Genomic DNA, 16,503 nt, shown 5'->3' with positions numbered 1-16,503 from the left:
CTCGAGCGACGTCGCGTTCACGCCTCGCTCCAGGACGAGCTCTGCGGCGGCTTCCACGATCCGGGCGCGGGTGGCCAGCCCCTTGCGAGTGAGGCCCTCAGGAGTGCTCATGCGCCCAGTCTACTAGTTCTGGACAGGTGCGTCTGTTACTTTGGATGAAGTCGTCCAAAAAACTGGATGGGCAAGTACATACCGCTGCCGTTTACAGGAGTTCTCCATGGCACTTCAGGATCAATCGGCCCCCGTGGTCGAGCGGGATCTGTTCATCGACAACGAGTGGCGTCCGAGCTCGGACGGTCGCTCGCAGTCGCTGGTCAATCCGGCGACGGAAGAGGAGTTCGGCAGGGTCGCACTGGCGTCGAGTGCCGACGTGGATGCCGCGGTGCAGGCCGCGCGGACCGCGTTCGACGAGGGGCCCTGGCCCCGGCTGTCCGTGAAGGAGCGGGCCGACCACCTGCTCGCGCTCGCCGACGAGATCGAGCAGCACGCGGACGCCATCACCGAGGTGGTGACGGCCGAGACCGGGCTGGTCCTCGGTGCCGCCCGCGGCAACCCGCTGGCCTTCGCCGGTCTGCTGCGCTACTACGCGAGCCTCGCCGACTCGACCGAGCTCCAGGAGGTCCGCACCGGTCTGAGCGGCGTCACCGCGCGCATCGAGAAGCGGCCCGTCGGCGTGGTGGCCGCGATCGTGCCGTGGAACGCGCCGCTCGGTCTTGCCGCCTTCAAGCTTCCCCCGGCGCTCCTGGCCGGCTGCACGATCATCATGAAGCCGTCCGACTTCTCACCGCTGAGCGCCGGCTACGTCGCGGACGCCGCACTCAAGGTCGGCCTTCCGGCCGGTGTGATCAACGTCCTCACCGCCGGTCCCGAGCAGAGCCAGGAACTCGTCAGCCACCCGGGCGTGGACAAGGTGACGTTCACCGGATCGACAGGCGTGGGGCGCGCGATCGCCGCGGCCGCGGCACCCACCCTCAAGCAGGTCACGCTCGAACTCGGCGGCAAGTCCCCGGCGTTGATCCTGCCGGACGCGGACCTCGACCGGATCGTCTACACGCTGACGATCAACGTCTGCAACAACAATGGCGCGGTGTGCACGAACCCGAGCCGACTGATCGTTCCGGAGAGCCGCAAGGACGAGATCGTCGGGGCGCTGGCCGAAGCGTTCGCGCAGGTCAAGGTCGGCGATCCGACCGACCCGGACGCGACGGTCGGCCCGATGATCAACAAGGCGCACTACGACAAGGTCCTCGGGTTCTTCGAGACGGCCCGCCAGGAAGGCGCGACATTCGCCGTCGGCGGTGGCCGCGCGCCCGGGTTCGACAAGGGCTACTACGTCTCCCCGACCATCATCACCGACGTGACGCCCGATTCCCGTGTCGCACAGGAGGAGATCTTCGGCCCCGTGACCGCGGTGCTCACCTACCGCGACGAGGACGAGGCCGAGGCGATCCGGCTGGCCAACGACACCGAGTTCGGGCTCAACGCCGCCGTCTTCGGCAGTGACGAGCAGCACGCGCTCGAGGTCGCACGCCAGATCCGCAGCGGCACGGTCTCGATCAACAACGGCATCACCATCGATCTCGGGGTGCCGTTCGGCGGCGTCAAGCAGTCGGGCTACGGGCGTGAACTCGGCCCCGAGGGTCTCGACGCGTTCTACAACACGCACGCGATCTTCCTCGACGGCGAGCCGGTCGTGACGCTCTAGCGTCACGCGGACCGTCCAGGTCCGACGCCACGGAGACGGACCCCGGCCAACCGCTGGCCATGCGCACCGGTGGTTCACTCGAGGAAGGGGCGTTCACCTGGATCGCGCACATCTTCGCGCTTGCCGAGCAGCGGTGGCTCGGCAAGTGGCCGTCGCGGCGGAGGCGGCTGCAGGTCAGGGGTTTGCCAGCTCGGCGCGGATCTGGGGGAGCACTTTCGTGCCGAGCAGTTCGATACCGCGCAGGAAGTCTGGGGCATGCCGCCGACGTCCATCTGAAGGATCTGGCGGGTGTGGCCGAGCAGTCCGTGCAGGTGGAGGATGCGGTCGGCGATCTCGTCGGGGCTGCCGGCGAAGACCATGCCGCCGGGTTCAAGGGCCGCGGCGCGGTCGGCGCGTGAGGGGGCGGGGCGGCCCAGTTCGGCCATGCCCTCGGCTTGACAGACGGCATGAAGAATCAACGAATCGTCGTGATCACCGCGAGCCGCTGGACGAACATCGGGATTGTGCGTTCCGTGTCTCTCGTAGGACCGCTGCTGTGGAGAATCTGGGGCGTACGAGCGACGCTGGGGAGCGCGTGGGGAGAATCGACTGCGTAACCGCGCATGATCGCGAAAGGCCCAGAAGGATGGGTCTGGCCCGTACAACTCGCCTGCGACCAAGATCCGGACCCTATACGGGCCAAGATCTGCCAACTTCCCTTCGAACGCCACATTCACGCAGGCCAGAGCCCCGTCGACTATGTACCACCAGCAGACGAAGAATCTGCTGGGACAAACCTGCTTCACGGCGATCCCCGTCACCAGCACAGGGAAGCGGCTGTGGGGTTCCTCGGCGAACTACTCAGTGGCGGGCCATGGGGCCTGCACCACCAGGGCAGTTACTCACGGCGCCTCGCCCGACATGCACCCAAAGGCTGGAGATCAACGCTGCGTAGTCAGCACCAAGTCAGCACGGGAGGGGTGAAGACGGGTGATGACGTGGGCTTACAGTCAGCACAAATCCAGCACCGGAGCCAGCACCGCACCATCAAATCATCCCGAATCTCGCATCTCTGACACCAGCGACTCCGCCTCCCGCTAGGCCCCGGTTCGAGTTTCGGCCGACAGACGTAGCGGCCAAGCTCACACCCTGGCCCAGAAGTATGTTGTCCCACCACATGTCCGCCTGACCTGCGCGTTCCTACGGTGTGCGAACAAGTACCCGTCCCCACCGCACACGAGGAAGTGGCGCACATGGCCTCCGCAGCACCCGCTCCACCGTCGCCGAACAACCTGAAGCGCATAGTCGCCGCCAGCCTCATCGGCACGACCATCGAGTGGTACGACTTCTTTCTCTACGGATCCGCCGCGGCCCTCGTCTTCAACAAGCTGTTCTTCCCGGGCTCCGACCCGCTCGTCGGCACCCTGCTGTCGTTCCTGACGTACGCCGTCGGATTCGCCGCCCGTCCGATCGGTGCCCTCGTCTTCGGGCACTACGGCGACCGGCTGGGACGCAAGAAGCTGCTGGTGCTGAGCCTGCTGCTGATGGGCGGGGCGACCTTCGCGATCGGGCTGCTGCCCACGCACGCGACGATCGGCTCGGCCGCTCCCGTGCTGCTGACCGTGCTGCGCCTGGTCCAGGGCTTCGCGCTGGGCGGCGAGTGGGGCGGGGCCGTGCTGCTGGTGTCGGAGCACGGGGACGCCCGGCGGCGCGGGTTCTGGGCCTCCTGGCCGCAGACCGGCGCCCCCGCGGGGCAGTTGCTGGCCACCGGTGTGCTGTCCCTGCTCACCGCCGTCCTCTCCGACAGCGCCTTCACCAGCTGGGGCTGGCGGATCCCGTTCCTGCTCTCCGGCGTCCTCGTGATGGTCGGTTTGTGGATTCGTCTGTCTGTCGATGAATCGCCGGTCTTCAAGCAGGCCCTGGCCCACGCCCAGGCCCGCAAGGCCGAGCAGGGGGCGGCCGCGGAGAAGCTCCCGATCGTCTCCGTACTGCGCCACCACTGGCGCGACGTGCTCATCGCGATGGGCGCGCGCATGGCCGAGAACATCAGCTACTACGTGATCACCGCGTTCATCCTCGTCTACGCCACCACCACGGCCGACGTCTCCAAGCAGACCGCGTTGAACGCCGTACTGATCGCCTCCGCCGTGCACTTCGCGGTGATCCCGATGTGGGGTGCCCTGTCGGACCGGATCGGGCGGCGGCCGGTGTATCTACTGGGCGCGGCCGGGATCGGCCTGTGGATGTTCCCGTTCTTCTCCCTCATCGACACCGGCAGTTTCGGCAACCTGATCCTCGCCATCACCGTGGGTCTGGTGCTGCACGGGGCGATGTACGCGCCCCAGGCCGCCTTCTTCTCCGAGATGTTCGCGACCCGGATGCGGTACTCCGGCGCCTCCATCGGTGCCCAGTTCGCCTCGGTCGCCGCCGGAGCGCCCGCGCCGCTGATCGCCACCGCGCTCCTGGACGACTACGGCAGCTCCACCCCGATCGCCCTGTACGTCATCGCCGCGGCCGTCCTGACCCTCATCGCGGTGGGAGTGGCCAAGGAGACCCGCAACCGGGACCTCGCCGACGTCGACGCCCCCGCGGACGCGGAACCGGCGAAGGCCGCCACCGCGGACGCCCGCACCGTCTGATCTCCCCCGACCGGCCCCCGTGCGCTCGTGCGTGCGGGGGCCGGTGCCGTGCCGATGGGCACACTCAGTGCTGTGTCGGTGCGGACAACCGGTGCAGGCGCAGGGCGAGCTGGATCTCCAGGGCGCGAGCGGGGCTCTGCCAGTCGTCGCCGAGGAGGCGGCCGACGCGCTCCAGGCGTTGGGCGACCGTGTTCACGTGGACGTGCAGTTCGTCCTTGGTGCGGGCCGGGCTCATGCCACAGGCGAAGTACGCGTCGATGGTGCGCAGGAGATCGGTGCCGCGCCGTTCGTCGTAGGTGACGACCGGGCCGATGGTGCGCTCGACGAAGCCCGTGATGTCCCGGTCGCCTGCCAGGAGCAGACCGAGGAACCCGAAGTCCTCGGCGGCCGCCCCGTCGCCGGAACGGCCCAGGAGCCGCAGGGCGTCGAGGCAGCGGCGGCCCTCCTCGTAGGCGGCGGTCACGATGTCCGGACGGGTGGCCAGGTCCTCGACCGGGCCCGATGCGCCGACGGTGACGGCCTCGTGGACGGCCGTGCCGAGGTGGCGTGCCGTACGGCGGGCCAGGGCGGTCGCGGTGTCGCCGGGTCTCAGGGGCAGCAGCAGGACGGTGCCGCCGTCGCGGGCGGCCGCCAGCCCGTGCCGGGTCGCCGCGAGGTGGGAGGCGGCGGACCACAGACGTCTGCGGGCGTCCGCCTCCTGCTCGGCATCGGCCGCGGTGCCGTCGAGCCGGGCAGCGAGGACGACATGGGTGGCGTCGAGGTCGGCGTGCAGCCGGGAGGCTCGTTCGCGCAGCAGGCGCGGGTCGCGGTCGCGGGCGTCGAGGAGGTCGTCCAGGAGTTCGCCACGGACGCGCTGTTCGGCCTCGGCCGCCGAGCGTCTGGCGAGCAGCAGCAGCGAGGTGACCATCGCGGCGCGCTCCAGGGTGCGCTGGTCCACGGGGTCGAGTCCGGGGTGGCCGTGCAGCACGAGGGCGCCGAGCAGTTCGCCGCCGGCGGCGACGGCCGCGATCCAGTCGTCGCCGTGCCGTACGGCGTGGCCTTCGGCCCGGGAGGCTTCCAGTGCCTCGGCCGACGTGGCGGCGGCCTCGGTGAACTCGACCTTGCCGTCGAGGACTTCGGCGACCGCGGCTGCCACGTCGTGCACCCCGCCGCCGCGCAGCACGAGTTCGGCGAGGCGGTCGTGGACGTCGGAGGCGCGCTCGATGACGCCGCTGCGGTCGCGGATGATCTCGTTGGCCCGCTCCAGGTCGGCGAGGGCCGAGCGGGTCTCGGTGAGCAGGTTCGCGGTGTCGATGGCGGCGGCCGCCAGGGCGGCGAAGGAGCCGAGCAGGGCGATCTGCTCCCGCTCGAAGACCCGGGCGCGCCGGTCGGCGGCGAACAGCACCCCGATGACATGGTGCCCCAGCATCAGCGGCACGCCGAGGATGGCGACCAGGCCCTCGTCCCGTACGCCGCCGTCGATGGTGCGGGTGTGCTGGAAGCGCTCGTCCTTGAAGTAGTCGTCGGTGACGTAGGGCCGGGCCGTCTGGGCGACGAGGCCGCCGAGCCCCTCGCCCATGCCGAGCCGCAGCTGTTGGAAGCGGGCGGCGACCGAGCCCTCGGTCACGCGCATGTAGGTGTCGCCGCGGACCGGGTCGTTCAGGCTGAGGTAGGCGACGTCCGTGCCGAGCAGTGACCGGGCGCGCTGCACGATCGCCTGGAGCACGGCGTCCAGGTCGCGCAGTCCCGCCAGGTCGTGCGCTGTCTCGAAGAGCGCGGAGAGCTCGGCCTCGCGCCGGCGCCGTCCCTCCAGCTCCGAGCGCACGCGCAGCGCGACCAGCTTGGCCTGCTCCAGCGCGGCGATCCGCTCGGCCGGCCGGCCCTCGGCACGGGCGACCAGCACCGGCTGCTCGTAGGCGTCGGCGGACGCTCCCCTGGCCAGCAGCTCGAGGAAAGGTGCCTCGGCGCTGCCGGCGGGGCGCTCGGCGGACTGCACGTGATCGCGGGACATGCCATCAGGATTCCTCATCGCACCGTCACCTCGTCAGCCCTGTGGACAACCCCGCCGGGACGCGGCTCAGTGCGCTGTCCAGCCACCGTCCATCACCAGGGACGTGCCGGTCACGAAAGACGCCTGCGGGCCGCACAGATACGCCACGGCCTCGGCGACGTCCTCGGGCTCGATGAGCCGCTTGACCGCGCTGTCCTGGAGCAGGACCTCGGCAAGGACGCGCTCCTCGGGGATGCCGTGCGCCCGCGCCTGGTCGGCGAGCTGCCTCTCGACCAGGGGGGTGCGCACATAGGCGGGGTTCACACAGTTCGAGGTGACACCGTGGGGCGCGCCTTCCAGGGCGGCCGTCTTGGAAAGCCCTTCCAGGCCGTGTTTGGCGGCCACGTACGCCGACTTGAACGCCGAGGCCCGCAGCCCGTGGACCGAGGACACGTTGACGATCCGGCCCCACCCCTGCCCGTACATGTGGGGCAGGGCGCCGCGGATGAGCCGGAACGGCGCCTCCAGCATCACGGTGAGCACGGTGTGGAAGACGTCGGGCGGGAACTCCTCGATGGGGCGCACCAGCTGGAGCCCGGCGTTGTTGACCAGCACGTCGGTGCCGGCCGCGGCGAGCTCGGCGGCGTCCAGGTCGGTCAGGTCCAAAACGTGCGGTTCGATGGTGCCCGCCAGGTTCCGGACCCCGTCGGCGAGCTCCTCCAGTCCCCGCGCGTCCCGGTCGACCGCTCTCACCTTCGCCCCGGCGGCCGCGAGCCGCAGCGCACAGGCGCGGCCGATGCCACCGGCGGCGCCGGTGACGAGGGCGGTGCGGCCGCCGAGGTCGAGCGAGGAGGCGTGGGGGGCCGAAAGGGCGCTGGGCGGGGTCATGGCTCGACCCTAAGCAGCACCCCTCACTCACCCCATGTGGTCAGCGCCCATACTTCATTCGGAACTCATGGGCTCGAACCATGTGGGTTCATCGGACAGTGCTTGCTTGATCCGGAACAGCTGGCGTTCGCTCATCGAGGGCAGCGCGTCCACCTCGAACCAGCCGACCGCGAGGGACTCGTCGTCGTTCACCCGTGCCTCGCCGCCGACGGCCCGGCAGCGGAAGGTGATGTCCATGAACTGGCACTGGTCGCCGTTGGGGTAGACGACCTCTGTCCCCGACCGGACGAGGACGACTCGCTCGACGACGCAGTGCACGCCCGCCTCTTCGTGGACCTCCCGGACGGCAGCGGCCGCGGGCTGCTCCCCGGGGTCGGGGATGCCCGAGATCACCGTCCACTCGTGGTTGTCCGCGCGCTGTCCCAGCAGGACCCGCCCCTCGTCGTCGAAGACGACGGCGCTGACGCCGGGCAGCCACAACAGCTGGTGCCCGGCCGAGGCCCGGATCTCACGGATGAAGTCAGGAGTAGGCATACTCCGACCCTAACCGGCAGCTCCCGCCCGCCTGTTGCGCAGACCCGAACCGATCGCCCAGCCCAGTCCACCGGCCGCGACCAGCACCAGCAGCATCTCCGGCAGGATCCCGAGCTTCGTGGCCGGTGTCTCGGAGGAGCGCAGCGGCACCTTCTGGACTAGGGAGTCGGCGACGAACATGCCGGTCTTCTGGGTGATCCTCCCGTCCGGCATGATGATCGCGCTGACGCCGCTGGTCACCGGCACCGTGACGGTCCGGCTGTGCTCCACGGCACGGACCCGGGACATGGCGAGCTGCTGGTAGGTCATCTCGCTGCGGTCGAAGGTCGCGTTGTTGCTCGGCACGGAGATCAGCTGGGCGCCGTCGGTGACCTCGGAGCGCACGGCCCAGTCGAAGGCCGCCTCGTAGCAGGTGACGAGCCCGACCTTGGCGCCGGCCATGGTGAACACGCCCGGCTCGGTGCCGCGGCTGAAGTCCTGGCGGACCATGGACGTCCAGTCGCTGTTGATCGCCCCGATGAGCGAGCGCAGCGGGAGGTACTCGCCGAACGGCTGGATCTGGCGCTTGTCGTAGGTGTCGGTCGGTCCCTTGACCGGGTCCCACAGGATCTGCTCGTTGTAGAGCTTGCCGTCCCGCTCGACGACGCCGCCGACCGAGATCGGCGCGTCGATGGCCTTGGCGGCGGCGTCGATGACGGCGCGCGCGTCCTCGTTGGCGAACGGGTCGATGTCGGAGGAGTTCTCGGGCCACAGCACGAGGTCGGGCTTGGGCATCTTGCCGGCCTTGACCTGGGTGGCAAGCCGCTCGGTCTCGCGCGCGTGGTAGTCGAGCACGGCCCGTCGCTGGGCGTTGAAGTCGAGGCCCGCGCGGGGCACGTTGCCCTGGATGGCCGCGACGGTGACGGTGCCGTTCTCTGCCTTGTCGCTGACCAGCGGGCGGGCGGCGACGGCCCCCGCCACGGGAACGGCCACGCTCAGCAGGGCGACCACGGCAGCCGACCGTCGTACCTCTCGGGAGCGGCGCTTCTCCAGCCCCAGCCGGACGGCCTCGTACAGCCCGAAGCCGCACAGGACGACCGCGAAGCCGAGCACCGGGGTCCCGCCCGCCGCGGCGAGCGGGAGGAAGACGCCGTCGGCCTGACCGAACGCGATCTTGCCCCAGGGGAAGCCGCTGAACGGCACACGCGCGCGTGCCGCCTCTCCGGCGATCCACAGGGCGGCCGCCCACAGCGGAAAGCCGGGCAGCTTCGACACTGTCGCGATACCCGCGCCGACCAGCGCGACGAAGACCGCCTCGATCACCACGAGCGCCAGCCACGGGCCGGGCCCGACCTCCACGCCGGTCCACACCAGCAGCGGCAGCAGGAAGCCCAGGCCGAAGAGGTAGCCGAGACCCAGACCCGCCTTCCAGCTGCGGCCCCGCAGTACCCAGCCGAAGACGGCGAACGCCGGGAGGGCGAGCCACCACAGCGTGCGCGGCGGGAAGCTGACGTAGAGCAGCACTCCGGAGAGTGCGGCGGCGAGAGCGGGGACGAAGCGCACGAGGCGGGCCGTGCGCGAGGCGGGCGCGGTCGGCTGCTTCTGGTCCGACTCGTCCACGGATGTTGCGGTGACGGTCACTCCGGGAGTGTACGGCGGTTGACCTTGACGCCGACAGCGCGGTCCGTATGGCAGCACAGGGCTCCGGCACGTTCCTGGCGCATCGTTCCTGCGCAACTCGTCCACAAACCGTCCATCAGCCGTTACCGTGTGCCGGAGCCTTTGTCGTACCGCCGGTCAGGCGGCCGTACGGCAGGGGCCCGGCACAGGTCGCGGGGGCGGCCGGTTCGGGGGGTCGGGTGGGGTCCACGGGGATGACGTCTGCGGCCGGTCCGGCGGCGGACGGCGACAGACGAAACGTTTCGGACGCAACGGGCGTGGTGGTGCTCGGGGCCTGCGCCGCCTGGTCCCTGATCACGGCTGCCGTGCACCACGGCCGTCCCGAGGGCGTGCTCCTCGCCGTCCTCGCCGTCGCCGCCGGCTATGCGGCGGGACGGATCTGCGGAGCGATCCTGCCGGTCGCGGCGCTCTGTACGGCGGCGGCCGCCGGGGTGGTCCTCACCGCCGCCGCTCCGCATCTCTCCGCCGGGCCCGAGATCGCCGCACCGCTGGGCCACGCCGGCTCCACCGCCGCCGTGCTGACTCTGTCGACGGGCGCCGTGTGCTGTGCCGCGTGGGCCGTGCGGGCGCCGGCCTGGCGGCTCGTGTTGCGGGCGTCGGCGGTCGGGATCGTGGTGACCGCCGCCGTCCTGGGTTCGGCGAGCGGAGGCGTCGCCTGTGCCGCGGTGCTGCTGTGCTCGCTCGCCGCGAGCCGTATGCAACACCACCGCGGCGCGGGTTTCGCCGGGCTCGTCCTGACAGCGGCCCTGGTGACCGGGCTGACCTGGGCGGCCGCCGGCAAGGCGGTACCGGAGGGACTCGCCGTGTCGCTGGAGGGCCAGCTGACCCGGCACCGCATCGAGCTGTGGCAGGACGCACTGCACATGGCGCACCGGGACCCCGCCCTGGGCGTCGGCCCCGGCCGCTTCGGCGAGCTCAGCACGACGGCGGCCCAGACGCTGCTGCCGGACGGCAAACCGCACTCGGCGCCGCTCCAGCAGGCCGCCGAACAGGGAGTCGTGGGCGTGGTCCTGCTCGCCGCGGCCTTCTGCTGGCTTCTCTACACCCTCTGGCGCTCTCCACGCCCCGCGCCGGTCGCGCTCACCGCGGGTGCGGCCCTCACCGCGCTCGCGGCGATCGCCGCGGTCGGCAACGCGCTCAGCTTCACGACGGTGTCGGTGGGCGCCGGCCTCCTGGCGGGGCTGGCCACGGCCCGTCCGCTGACCGACGAGTCGGCACGGCGCGAGACAGACGAGAGCCGCCCCCGGGGGCGACCGACTGGCTCCGTGACCTAGGGCCCTGGGCCCTGAGCGGGTGGGTGAAGTCCTCTACGGTTCGGCAGCGCCCTGAAGGGGCGCGGGGCCGTATCCATATGCGGCTCCGCCGCGTGGCGCGACCAGCCACGACGGCGCCGCGGACGGGCGACGGCACATCGCGGCACTTCCCGCGGAGCGCTCAGTGCGCCCCGCCGTGCGCGCGTGAGCGCAGCCGGTCCCTGATGATCTGCACGGCGGCCTCGGCGTCGTCCACGGTGATCGTGAACGTGTGCCCGTCCCACAGGCTCAGCACGATGCCCTCGCCACGGCGTACGACGACGGCGGTGCCTTTCTCGGGCCGCCAGCGGTAGCCCCAGCCGCCCCAGTGACGCGGGGTGACGTCATGGTCGACCTCGGCACCCGCCACGTTCGACAGCAGGATGCGCCGACGCGGCAGGCCCATGTGGCCGCAGCGCACCTCGAGGGACTCCTCGTCGACCTTGAGCGCGACATGCACGAACGCCAGCGTGCCGAAGAGCACGAGCAGGCCGGCCGCGATGCACCCGACGACCGCCATGGCGAGCGGGGCGATGCCCGAGGTCCACGCCGAGTCGACGGCCAGCTCGATGCCGAGCGCCATGCACGCGGCGCCGACGAGCGCCAGCAGCCACTGGACCCGGTTGGTGGCGCGTCCGGTCCAGACGTCGGGATGCGGCGCGTTCACGCCGTGGGGGTGGTCCCTCATGCTTATGAGGTTACTCAGGTTTCGCTGCGCGGGTACCGCGTAGCAGAGGGTGAGTGGGCCGGTGGACTGAGCGGGGCCTATTTCGTCACCCTCGGTCAGCGGGCAGGGCTGACCGCCGAGAGGAAGCGGCCTTCCGCGTACGTGAGCGCGGTCCCGGGCAGCTCGGCCTCACGTCCGCTGAGCAGCACGGTGAGACCGCCGTCGGCGGACGCCTCGGGAGCCGGCAGCTCGCCGATCCTGCGCAGTGCCTGGGCGACCACCGCTCCGGCGGTGCCGTGCAGAATGAGCGGCGCCCGGCCCGGCTGCTGCACTGCCGCACGAATGCGCTCGGCGACCAGTTCGTAGTTGGTGCAGCCGAGGACGAGGGTCGTGATGTCGGCGGGAGTACGTGCCGCGGCAGCGGCGATCGCAGCCTCGATCGCCGGCTCGTCGGCATGGTGCACGGCGTCCGCGAGCCCGGGGCACGGCACCTCGGCGACGTCCACCCCCATGGCGAACCGCTCGATGAGGTCGCGCTGGTAGAGGCTGCCCGTGGTGGCGGGGGTCGCCCAGATGGCGAGAGGGCCACCGCCCGCGGCGGCCGGCTTGATCGCCGGAACGGTGCCGATGATCGGCAGGTCCGGCTCGAAACGGGCCCGCAGCGCGGGCAGCGAGTGCACCGAAGCGGTGTTGCAGGCGACGATCAGCACGTCGGGACGGTGCGCCGCGGCGGCCTCGGCGACGGCCAGCGCCCGTTCCGTGATGTCGTCGGGGGTGCGCGGCCCCCAGGGCATCCCGTCGGGGTCCCAGGACAGGACGAGATCCGCGTCGGGCCTGAGCCGGCGTGCCGCGGCAGCGGCCGGCAGCAGGCCGATTCCGGAGTCCATGAGCGCGATCTTCACCCGGCCACGATAGACGATGAGCCTTTGCGGGCCGGTCCGGTGGGGGACACTGCGCGAGTGAGCGCCATGACGTGGACCGCCGCCGCTTCCCTCGCCGCCTGGCTGTGGCTGTTGCTCTGCCAGGGCTTCTTCTGGCGTACGGACGTCAGGCTGCCCGGGCGGCGGGATCCCGACGAGTGGCCGCCGGTCTGCGTCGTCGTGCCCGCGCGCGACGAGGCCGCCGTCCTGCCCGCCAGTCTCCCGTCGCTGCTGGCCCAGGACTACCCCGGGGCGGCCGAGGTCTTCCTCGTCGACGACGGCAGCTCGGACGGCACCGCGGAGCTCGCCCGTGAACTGTCGCGGCGGTACGGCGGGCTGCCGCTCACCGTGGGCTCGCCCGGCGAACCGCCCGCCGGCTGGACCGGCAAGCTGTGGGCGGTGCGCCATGGCATCGGCCTGGCACGCGCACGTGACCCCGAGTACCTGCTGCTCACGGACGCGGACATCGCGCACGAGCCGGAGAGCCTGCGCGCCTTGGTCGCGGCGGCGCGCACCGGCGGCTTCGACGTCGTGTCGCAGATGGCCCGGCTGCGGGTGGAGAGCCTGTGGGAGCGGCTGGTCGTGCCGGCCTTCGTCTACTTCTTCGCCCAGCTGTACCCCTTCCGCCGTATCGGGAAGAAGGGGTCCCGAACGGCGGCGGCCGCGGGCGGCTGCGTACTGCTGCGCACGGAGACAGCCGAGCGGGCGCGGATCCCGGACGCGATCCGGCACGCCGTCATCGACGACGTGGCGCTAGCGCGCGCGGTCAAGGGCGAGGGCGGTCACATCTGGCTGGGGCTGGCCGAGCGGGTGGACAGCGTGCGGCCCTATCCGCGGCTGCACGACCTGTGGCGCATGGTCTCGCGCAGCGCGTACGCGCAATTGCGGCACAGCCTTCCGCTGCTGGCCGGAACGGTGGCCGGGCTCGCGCTGGTCTACCTGGTGCCGCCCGTGTTCCTGGTGGTGGGGCTCGTCGCGGGAAGTGCGGCGACCGCGGTCCTCGGCGGGCTCGCGTGGCTGGTGATGACGGGGACGTACGTCCCCATGCTCCGCTACTACCGGCAGCCGCTGTGGCTCGCTCCCCTGCTGCCGTTCACGGCGTTCCTCTATCTGCTGATGACGGTCGACTCGGCCGTCCAGCACTACCGGGGGCGCGGTGCGGCCTGGAAAGGCCGCACCTACGCACGTCCGGACACGGTGCCCGACAAGGGCTGACCCGCGCTACTTGCGGCCGGGGGTCCAGTTCATGCCCCAGCCGTAGGCGTAGTCGACGGTCCGCTGCGGGCTCACCCCGCGCTCGGGCACGAGGTAGCGGGCTTCGCGCTGGACGACGAGGTCGGAGCCGGTGTTGGTGATCAGGGCGAGCGCGCAGACCGTCGAGGGGACGGTGCACTCGTCGAGCGAGAAATCGATCGCGGCGCCGAACTGCGGCTGCAGGGTCACGGTGGCGTGCAGGTCGGCGAAGGAGCGTGCGCCCTCGTAGATCGTGACGAAGACGAGGATGCGCCGGAAGGCCTGCTTGTGGTCGAGGTTGACAGTGAGGTTCTCGCCGCTCGCGACGGCGCCGGTGCGGTCGTCGCCGTCGAGGTGGATGAACGGCGGCTGGTGCAGCGCGCCGAAGGCGTTGCCGAGGGCCTGGACGACGCCCTTGCTGCCGTCGGTGAGCTCGTACAGGGCGCACAGGTCCAGGTCGAGGTCGTTGTGCGTCGCGACCGGTCGGCCCAGCTTGCTCGCCCAGCCCGAGAACTGCTTGCGGACCTCCCAGTTGAGGTTCACACGCATCGCGCCCGAGGTGCCGCCCTGCTTGGTCAGGGAGACCGACGGGGACGCCTTGGTGAGCGTGACCTTGGTGAGGCGGACCGGTTGCGCCGGGGGTGCCGGAGGGGCGGCCGGCGCAGGCGGCACGGTCACCGGCGGGGCGGTGACCGCCGGGGCCACCGGTGCGGACGGGGCGGCCTGCTGCGGTTCGTCCACGGTGATCCCGAAATCCGTGGCCAGCCCTTCCAGCCCGCTGCCGTAGCCCTGGCCGACGGCGCGGAACTTCCAATTGCCCTGGCGGCGGTAGAACTCGCCGAGGACGAAAGCGGTTTCGACGCTGGCGCCGGTGCTGTCGAAGCGTGCGATCACAGCGCCCTGGGCGGCGTCCTTGACCTCGATGTAGAGGCCCGGCACCTGTCCGAACGACCCGCCGTCGCTGGAGGCGGCCAGCACCACGGTCTCGACGGCGGGCTCCACGCGCGCGAGGTCGACGAGAAGTGTGTCGACCACCCGGCCACCGGCGTTCTGCTTGCCCTCGTGGCGGACCGCGCCGGAGGTGTGCGCCGGCTGGTTGTAGAAGACGAAGTCGCCGTCGGAGCGGACCTTTCCGCCCACGAGGAGGAGCGCCGAGGCATCCGCGTCGGGTACGCCCGGTCCGGAACTCCAGCCCAATTCGACCCGCAGTGCCGTCGTCGGCACCGGAGCATTGGACCCTTTCGACATTGACATGTCCGCCCCCATCACGTGTCACCGCGCCGGCATGTCCCGGCAGCCCACTGGTTCTCTAGGGGCCAACCTATTCCCCGCGACAGCGAACTCCCATCCGATGCACAGGGAGATCGCCCGCCAACCCTCGGTAACCCGCTCGGAACTCGGCCTTTACAGGATCCGAACCCCTGCCGCTGCCCCTTTTCCCCACCTTCGCTCGCATTGGGGATCCGAGGTCACTGCCGACACGGAAAACAACCCTCTTATCGGTCTCCCCAACCAGCACATCGTGGGCTTAACTTATGTGCCATGACCTCCCCCCGCTCCACTTATGGCGGCGGCTACTACTCCGCCTCCTTCCCGGACACTCCGATCTACGACTCGCTCGTGGCCGAGCGGGGCACCCCGCAGATCGCCCCGATCCGGGTCCCGGCCGAGTACGCCATGCCGAGCAGCAGCAACCTGCCCGCGCTGCCTTCGGCACTGCCCGCCCTCCCGGCGGGTCCCTCCCAGCCCTCCTACGGCTACCCGCAGGCGCAGCAGCCGGCTCCGCTGCAGCAGGCGCCCGCCGCGTACATCCCGCAGCAGGCCGGCGCCCCGCGCGGCTATCCCGGCCCGCAGACGCAGCAGCCCCGTCCGGCGGCGGCGCAGGGCATGGGCTACGAGGCGATGCGCCCCGCGGCTCCCCGCCCCGCTCCGGCTCCGTACCAGGACCCGTACAACAACCAGCAGTACCGCGGCTACTGAGCCGTTCCCTGGACCCTCCGTGCCTGCTGGCACGATGGGTTCATGGGTAATGCGCGGCTTCAGTCGATTCATGTCCATCCGGTCAAGGCGTTCCGGGGCCTCGCGCCCGGGGAGGCCGACGTGGAGCCCTGGGGGCTGGCCGGGGACAGGCGCTGGGCGCTGATCGACGACGGGGGAAAGGTCGTCTCGCAACGCCGGGAGCCGCGTGTCGCGCTTGCCGCCGCCGAGCTGTTGCCCGGCGGCGGTGTCCGGCTGTCCGCGCCCGGCATGGAGCCGCTGGAGGTCCCCGTGCCGCGCCCGGTCGGGACCGTGCCGGTGGCGATCTTCCGGGACAAGGTGGAGGCGGTGCCCGCCGAGGACGCGGCCGCCCACGCCTGGTGCAGCGACTATCTCGGCGCGGACGTCCGCCTGGTGCACATGGACGATCCCGCCACGCGTCGGCCCGTCGATCCGGAGTACGCCCTCGAGGGAGAGACCGTCTCCTTCGCCGACGGCTTTCCCCTGCTGCTCACCACGACGGCCTCGCTCGACGCCCTCAACTCCCTGATCGCGCAGGGTGATCACGCCGCCGAGGGCCCGCTGCCCATGGACCGGTTCCGGCCCAACGTGGTCGTGTCGGGCACCGACGCCTGGGCCGAGGACGACTGGTCGCGGCTCGCGATCGGCGAGGTCGCGTTCCGGGTCGCCAAGACCTGTGGGCGCTGTGTCGTGACCACCACCGACCAGTCCACCGCCGCCCGCGGCAGGGAACCTCTGCACACCCTGGGACGCCACCGGCGCCTGGGCGGAAAGCTGGTCTTCGGGCAGAACCTGGTGGCCCGGTCCCGTGGCACGATCCGCGTCGGCGACCCCGTCACGATCCTCGATCGGTAGAGACCCGCTCAACGCCTGATGTGCGGGAACCCACCGCGGGGGACCGCGCGTTGATAATCGTGAGAAGTTCATGAGAGGTCCGGCTGGTGATTTCGCTCTCTCTTTGACCGGGCCTGCGCGTGAACATCTCCGCCAGGGCTTATCACGGAGCGGGAAGGGGGTGCG

The 16,503-nt window shown here is 71.1% G+C and carries 14 protein-coding genes; 6 read left to right on the top strand and 8 right to left on the bottom strand.

The features are described 5' to 3' along the window. Positions 1–217 precede the first annotated feature (217 nt). Entirely contained in the window at positions 218–1,705 is a 1,488-nt protein-coding gene (locus tag TN53_RS10330) for an aldehyde dehydrogenase (protein WP_095046414.1), read from the top strand. A 74-nt stretch (positions 1,706–1,779) separates the two neighbouring features. Here TN53_RS10330 and TN53_RS44835 read toward each other — a convergent pair whose 3' ends face one another. Next, complete coding sequence (locus tag TN53_RS44835) at positions 1,780–2,130, bottom strand: hypothetical protein (RefSeq protein WP_199924545.1); 351 nt, start codon at positions 2,128–2,130, stop codon at positions 1,780–1,782. Between the two features lie 807 nt (positions 2,131–2,937). On the opposite strand from TN53_RS44835, the gene TN53_RS10325 reads away from it, so the two are divergent. After that, positions 2,938–4,323: an MFS transporter gene (locus TN53_RS10325; protein ID WP_046258155.1), complete on the top strand. Its 1,386-nt coding sequence runs from the start codon at positions 2,938–2,940 to the stop codon at positions 4,321–4,323. Between the two features lie 64 nt (positions 4,324–4,387). On the opposite strand, the gene TN53_RS10320 is transcribed toward TN53_RS10325, so the two are convergent. From TN53_RS10320 to lnt, 4 genes are all read right to left on the bottom strand, one after another. Next, positions 4,388–6,313 (bottom strand): helix-turn-helix domain-containing protein, encoded by a 1,926-nt coding sequence (locus TN53_RS10320; protein ID WP_046258154.1) that lies wholly within the window; start codon positions 6,311–6,313, stop codon positions 4,388–4,390. 66 nt (positions 6,314–6,379) lie between these two features. Next, positions 6,380–7,180 carry a 3-hydroxybutyrate dehydrogenase gene (locus tag TN53_RS10315; RefSeq protein ID WP_046258153.1) on the bottom strand — a complete coding sequence of 267 codons (801 nt, stop codon included), beginning with the start codon at positions 7,178–7,180 and terminating at the stop codon, positions 6,380–6,382. Positions 7,181–7,234: 54 nt separating this feature from the next. Next, complete coding sequence (locus TN53_RS10310; RefSeq protein WP_046258152.1) at positions 7,235–7,714, bottom strand: NUDIX hydrolase; 480 nt, start codon at positions 7,712–7,714, stop codon at positions 7,235–7,237. Between the two features lie 9 nt (positions 7,715–7,723). Further along, positions 7,724–9,334, bottom strand: coding sequence for an apolipoprotein N-acyltransferase (lnt, locus tag TN53_RS10305; protein WP_095046413.1), 1,611 nt, complete (start codon positions 9,332–9,334; stop codon positions 7,724–7,726). Positions 9,335–9,567: 233 nt separating this feature from the next. On the opposite strand from lnt, the gene TN53_RS10300 reads away from it, so the two are divergent. Continuing rightward, positions 9,568–10,647, top strand: a complete 1,080-nt coding sequence (locus TN53_RS10300; RefSeq protein WP_063776240.1) for an O-antigen ligase family protein — start codon at positions 9,568–9,570, stop codon at positions 10,645–10,647. 160 nt (positions 10,648–10,807) lie between these two features. Here TN53_RS10300 and TN53_RS10295 read toward each other — a convergent pair whose 3' ends face one another. Both TN53_RS10295 and TN53_RS10290 read right to left on the bottom strand, forming a co-directional pair. After that, positions 10,808–11,353, bottom strand: coding sequence for a hypothetical protein (locus tag TN53_RS10295; protein WP_046258149.1), 546 nt, complete (start codon positions 11,351–11,353; stop codon positions 10,808–10,810). 95 nt (positions 11,354–11,448) lie between these two features. After that, positions 11,449–12,234 (bottom strand): glutamate racemase, encoded by a 786-nt coding sequence (locus TN53_RS10290; RefSeq protein WP_046258148.1) that lies wholly within the window; start codon positions 12,232–12,234, stop codon positions 11,449–11,451. Between the two features lie 66 nt (positions 12,235–12,300). Between TN53_RS10290 and TN53_RS10285 the strand changes: the two genes are divergently transcribed. Further along, entirely contained in the window at positions 12,301–13,467 is a 1,167-nt protein-coding gene (locus TN53_RS10285; RefSeq protein WP_199924547.1) for a glycosyltransferase, read from the top strand. Positions 13,468–13,473: 6 nt separating this feature from the next. Here TN53_RS10285 and TN53_RS10280 read toward each other — a convergent pair whose 3' ends face one another. Beyond that, positions 13,474–14,733: a TerD family protein gene (locus TN53_RS10280; RefSeq protein WP_046258146.1), complete on the bottom strand. Its 1,260-nt coding sequence runs from the start codon at positions 14,731–14,733 to the stop codon at positions 13,474–13,476. A 294-nt stretch (positions 14,734–15,027) separates the two neighbouring features. On the opposite strand from TN53_RS10280, the gene TN53_RS10275 reads away from it, so the two are divergent. Together TN53_RS10275 and TN53_RS10270 are read left to right on the top strand one after the other, a co-directional pair. Continuing rightward, entirely contained in the window at positions 15,028–15,465 is a 438-nt protein-coding gene (locus tag TN53_RS10275; RefSeq protein WP_046258145.1) for a DUF6643 family protein, read from the top strand. A 42-nt stretch (positions 15,466–15,507) separates the two neighbouring features. Continuing rightward, on the top strand, positions 15,508–16,338 hold the full coding sequence (locus TN53_RS10270; RefSeq protein WP_046258144.1) for an MOSC domain-containing protein: 831 nt from the start codon (positions 15,508–15,510) through the stop codon (positions 16,336–16,338). Positions 16,339–16,503: the final 165 nt, after the last annotated feature.

The organism is Streptomyces sp. WM6386, from assembly GCF_000972385.1.
Classification (GTDB): Bacteria; Actinomycetota; Actinomycetes; order Streptomycetales; family Streptomycetaceae; genus Streptomyces.
This window is presented reverse-complemented; position numbering and strand designations above follow the sequence as displayed.

What these genes read in the sequence shown, in the direction of transcription:
- TN53_RS10285 (WP_199924547.1), top strand. Translation starts at nt 12,301, where the DNA reads ATGACGTGGACCGCCGCCGCTTCCCTCGCCGCCTGGCTGTGGCTGTTG.
- TN53_RS10315 (WP_046258153.1), bottom strand. Translation starts at nt 7,180, where the DNA reads ATGACCCCGCCCAGCGCCCTTTCGGCCCCCCACGCCTCCTCGCTCGAC.
- TN53_RS10310 (WP_046258152.1), bottom strand. Translation starts at nt 7,714, where the DNA reads ATGCCTACTCCTGACTTCATCCGTGAGATCCGGGCCTCGGCCGGGCAC.
- TN53_RS44835 (WP_199924545.1), bottom strand. Translation starts at nt 2,130, where the DNA reads ATGGCCGAACTGGGCCGCCCCGCCCCCTCACGCGCCGACCGCGCCGCG.
- TN53_RS10325 (WP_046258155.1), top strand. Translation starts at nt 2,938, where the DNA reads ATGGCCTCCGCAGCACCCGCTCCACCGTCGCCGAACAACCTGAAGCGC.
- TN53_RS10270 (WP_046258144.1), top strand. Translation starts at nt 15,508, where the DNA reads ATGGGTAATGCGCGGCTTCAGTCGATTCATGTCCATCCGGTCAAGGCG.
- TN53_RS10320 (WP_046258154.1), bottom strand. Translation starts at nt 6,313, where the DNA reads ATGTCCCGCGATCACGTGCAGTCCGCCGAGCGCCCCGCCGGCAGCGCC.
- TN53_RS10330 (WP_095046414.1), top strand. Translation starts at nt 218, where the DNA reads ATGGCACTTCAGGATCAATCGGCCCCCGTGGTCGAGCGGGATCTGTTC.
- TN53_RS10295 (WP_046258149.1), bottom strand. Translation starts at nt 11,353, where the DNA reads ATGAGGGACCACCCCCACGGCGTGAACGCGCCGCATCCCGACGTCTGG.
- TN53_RS10275 (WP_046258145.1), top strand. Translation starts at nt 15,028, where the DNA reads ATGACCTCCCCCCGCTCCACTTATGGCGGCGGCTACTACTCCGCCTCC.
- TN53_RS10300 (WP_063776240.1), top strand. Translation starts at nt 9,568, where the DNA reads ATGACGTCTGCGGCCGGTCCGGCGGCGGACGGCGACAGACGAAACGTT.
- TN53_RS10280 (WP_046258146.1), bottom strand. Translation starts at nt 14,733, where the DNA reads ATGTCGAAAGGGTCCAATGCTCCGGTGCCGACGACGGCACTGCGGGTC.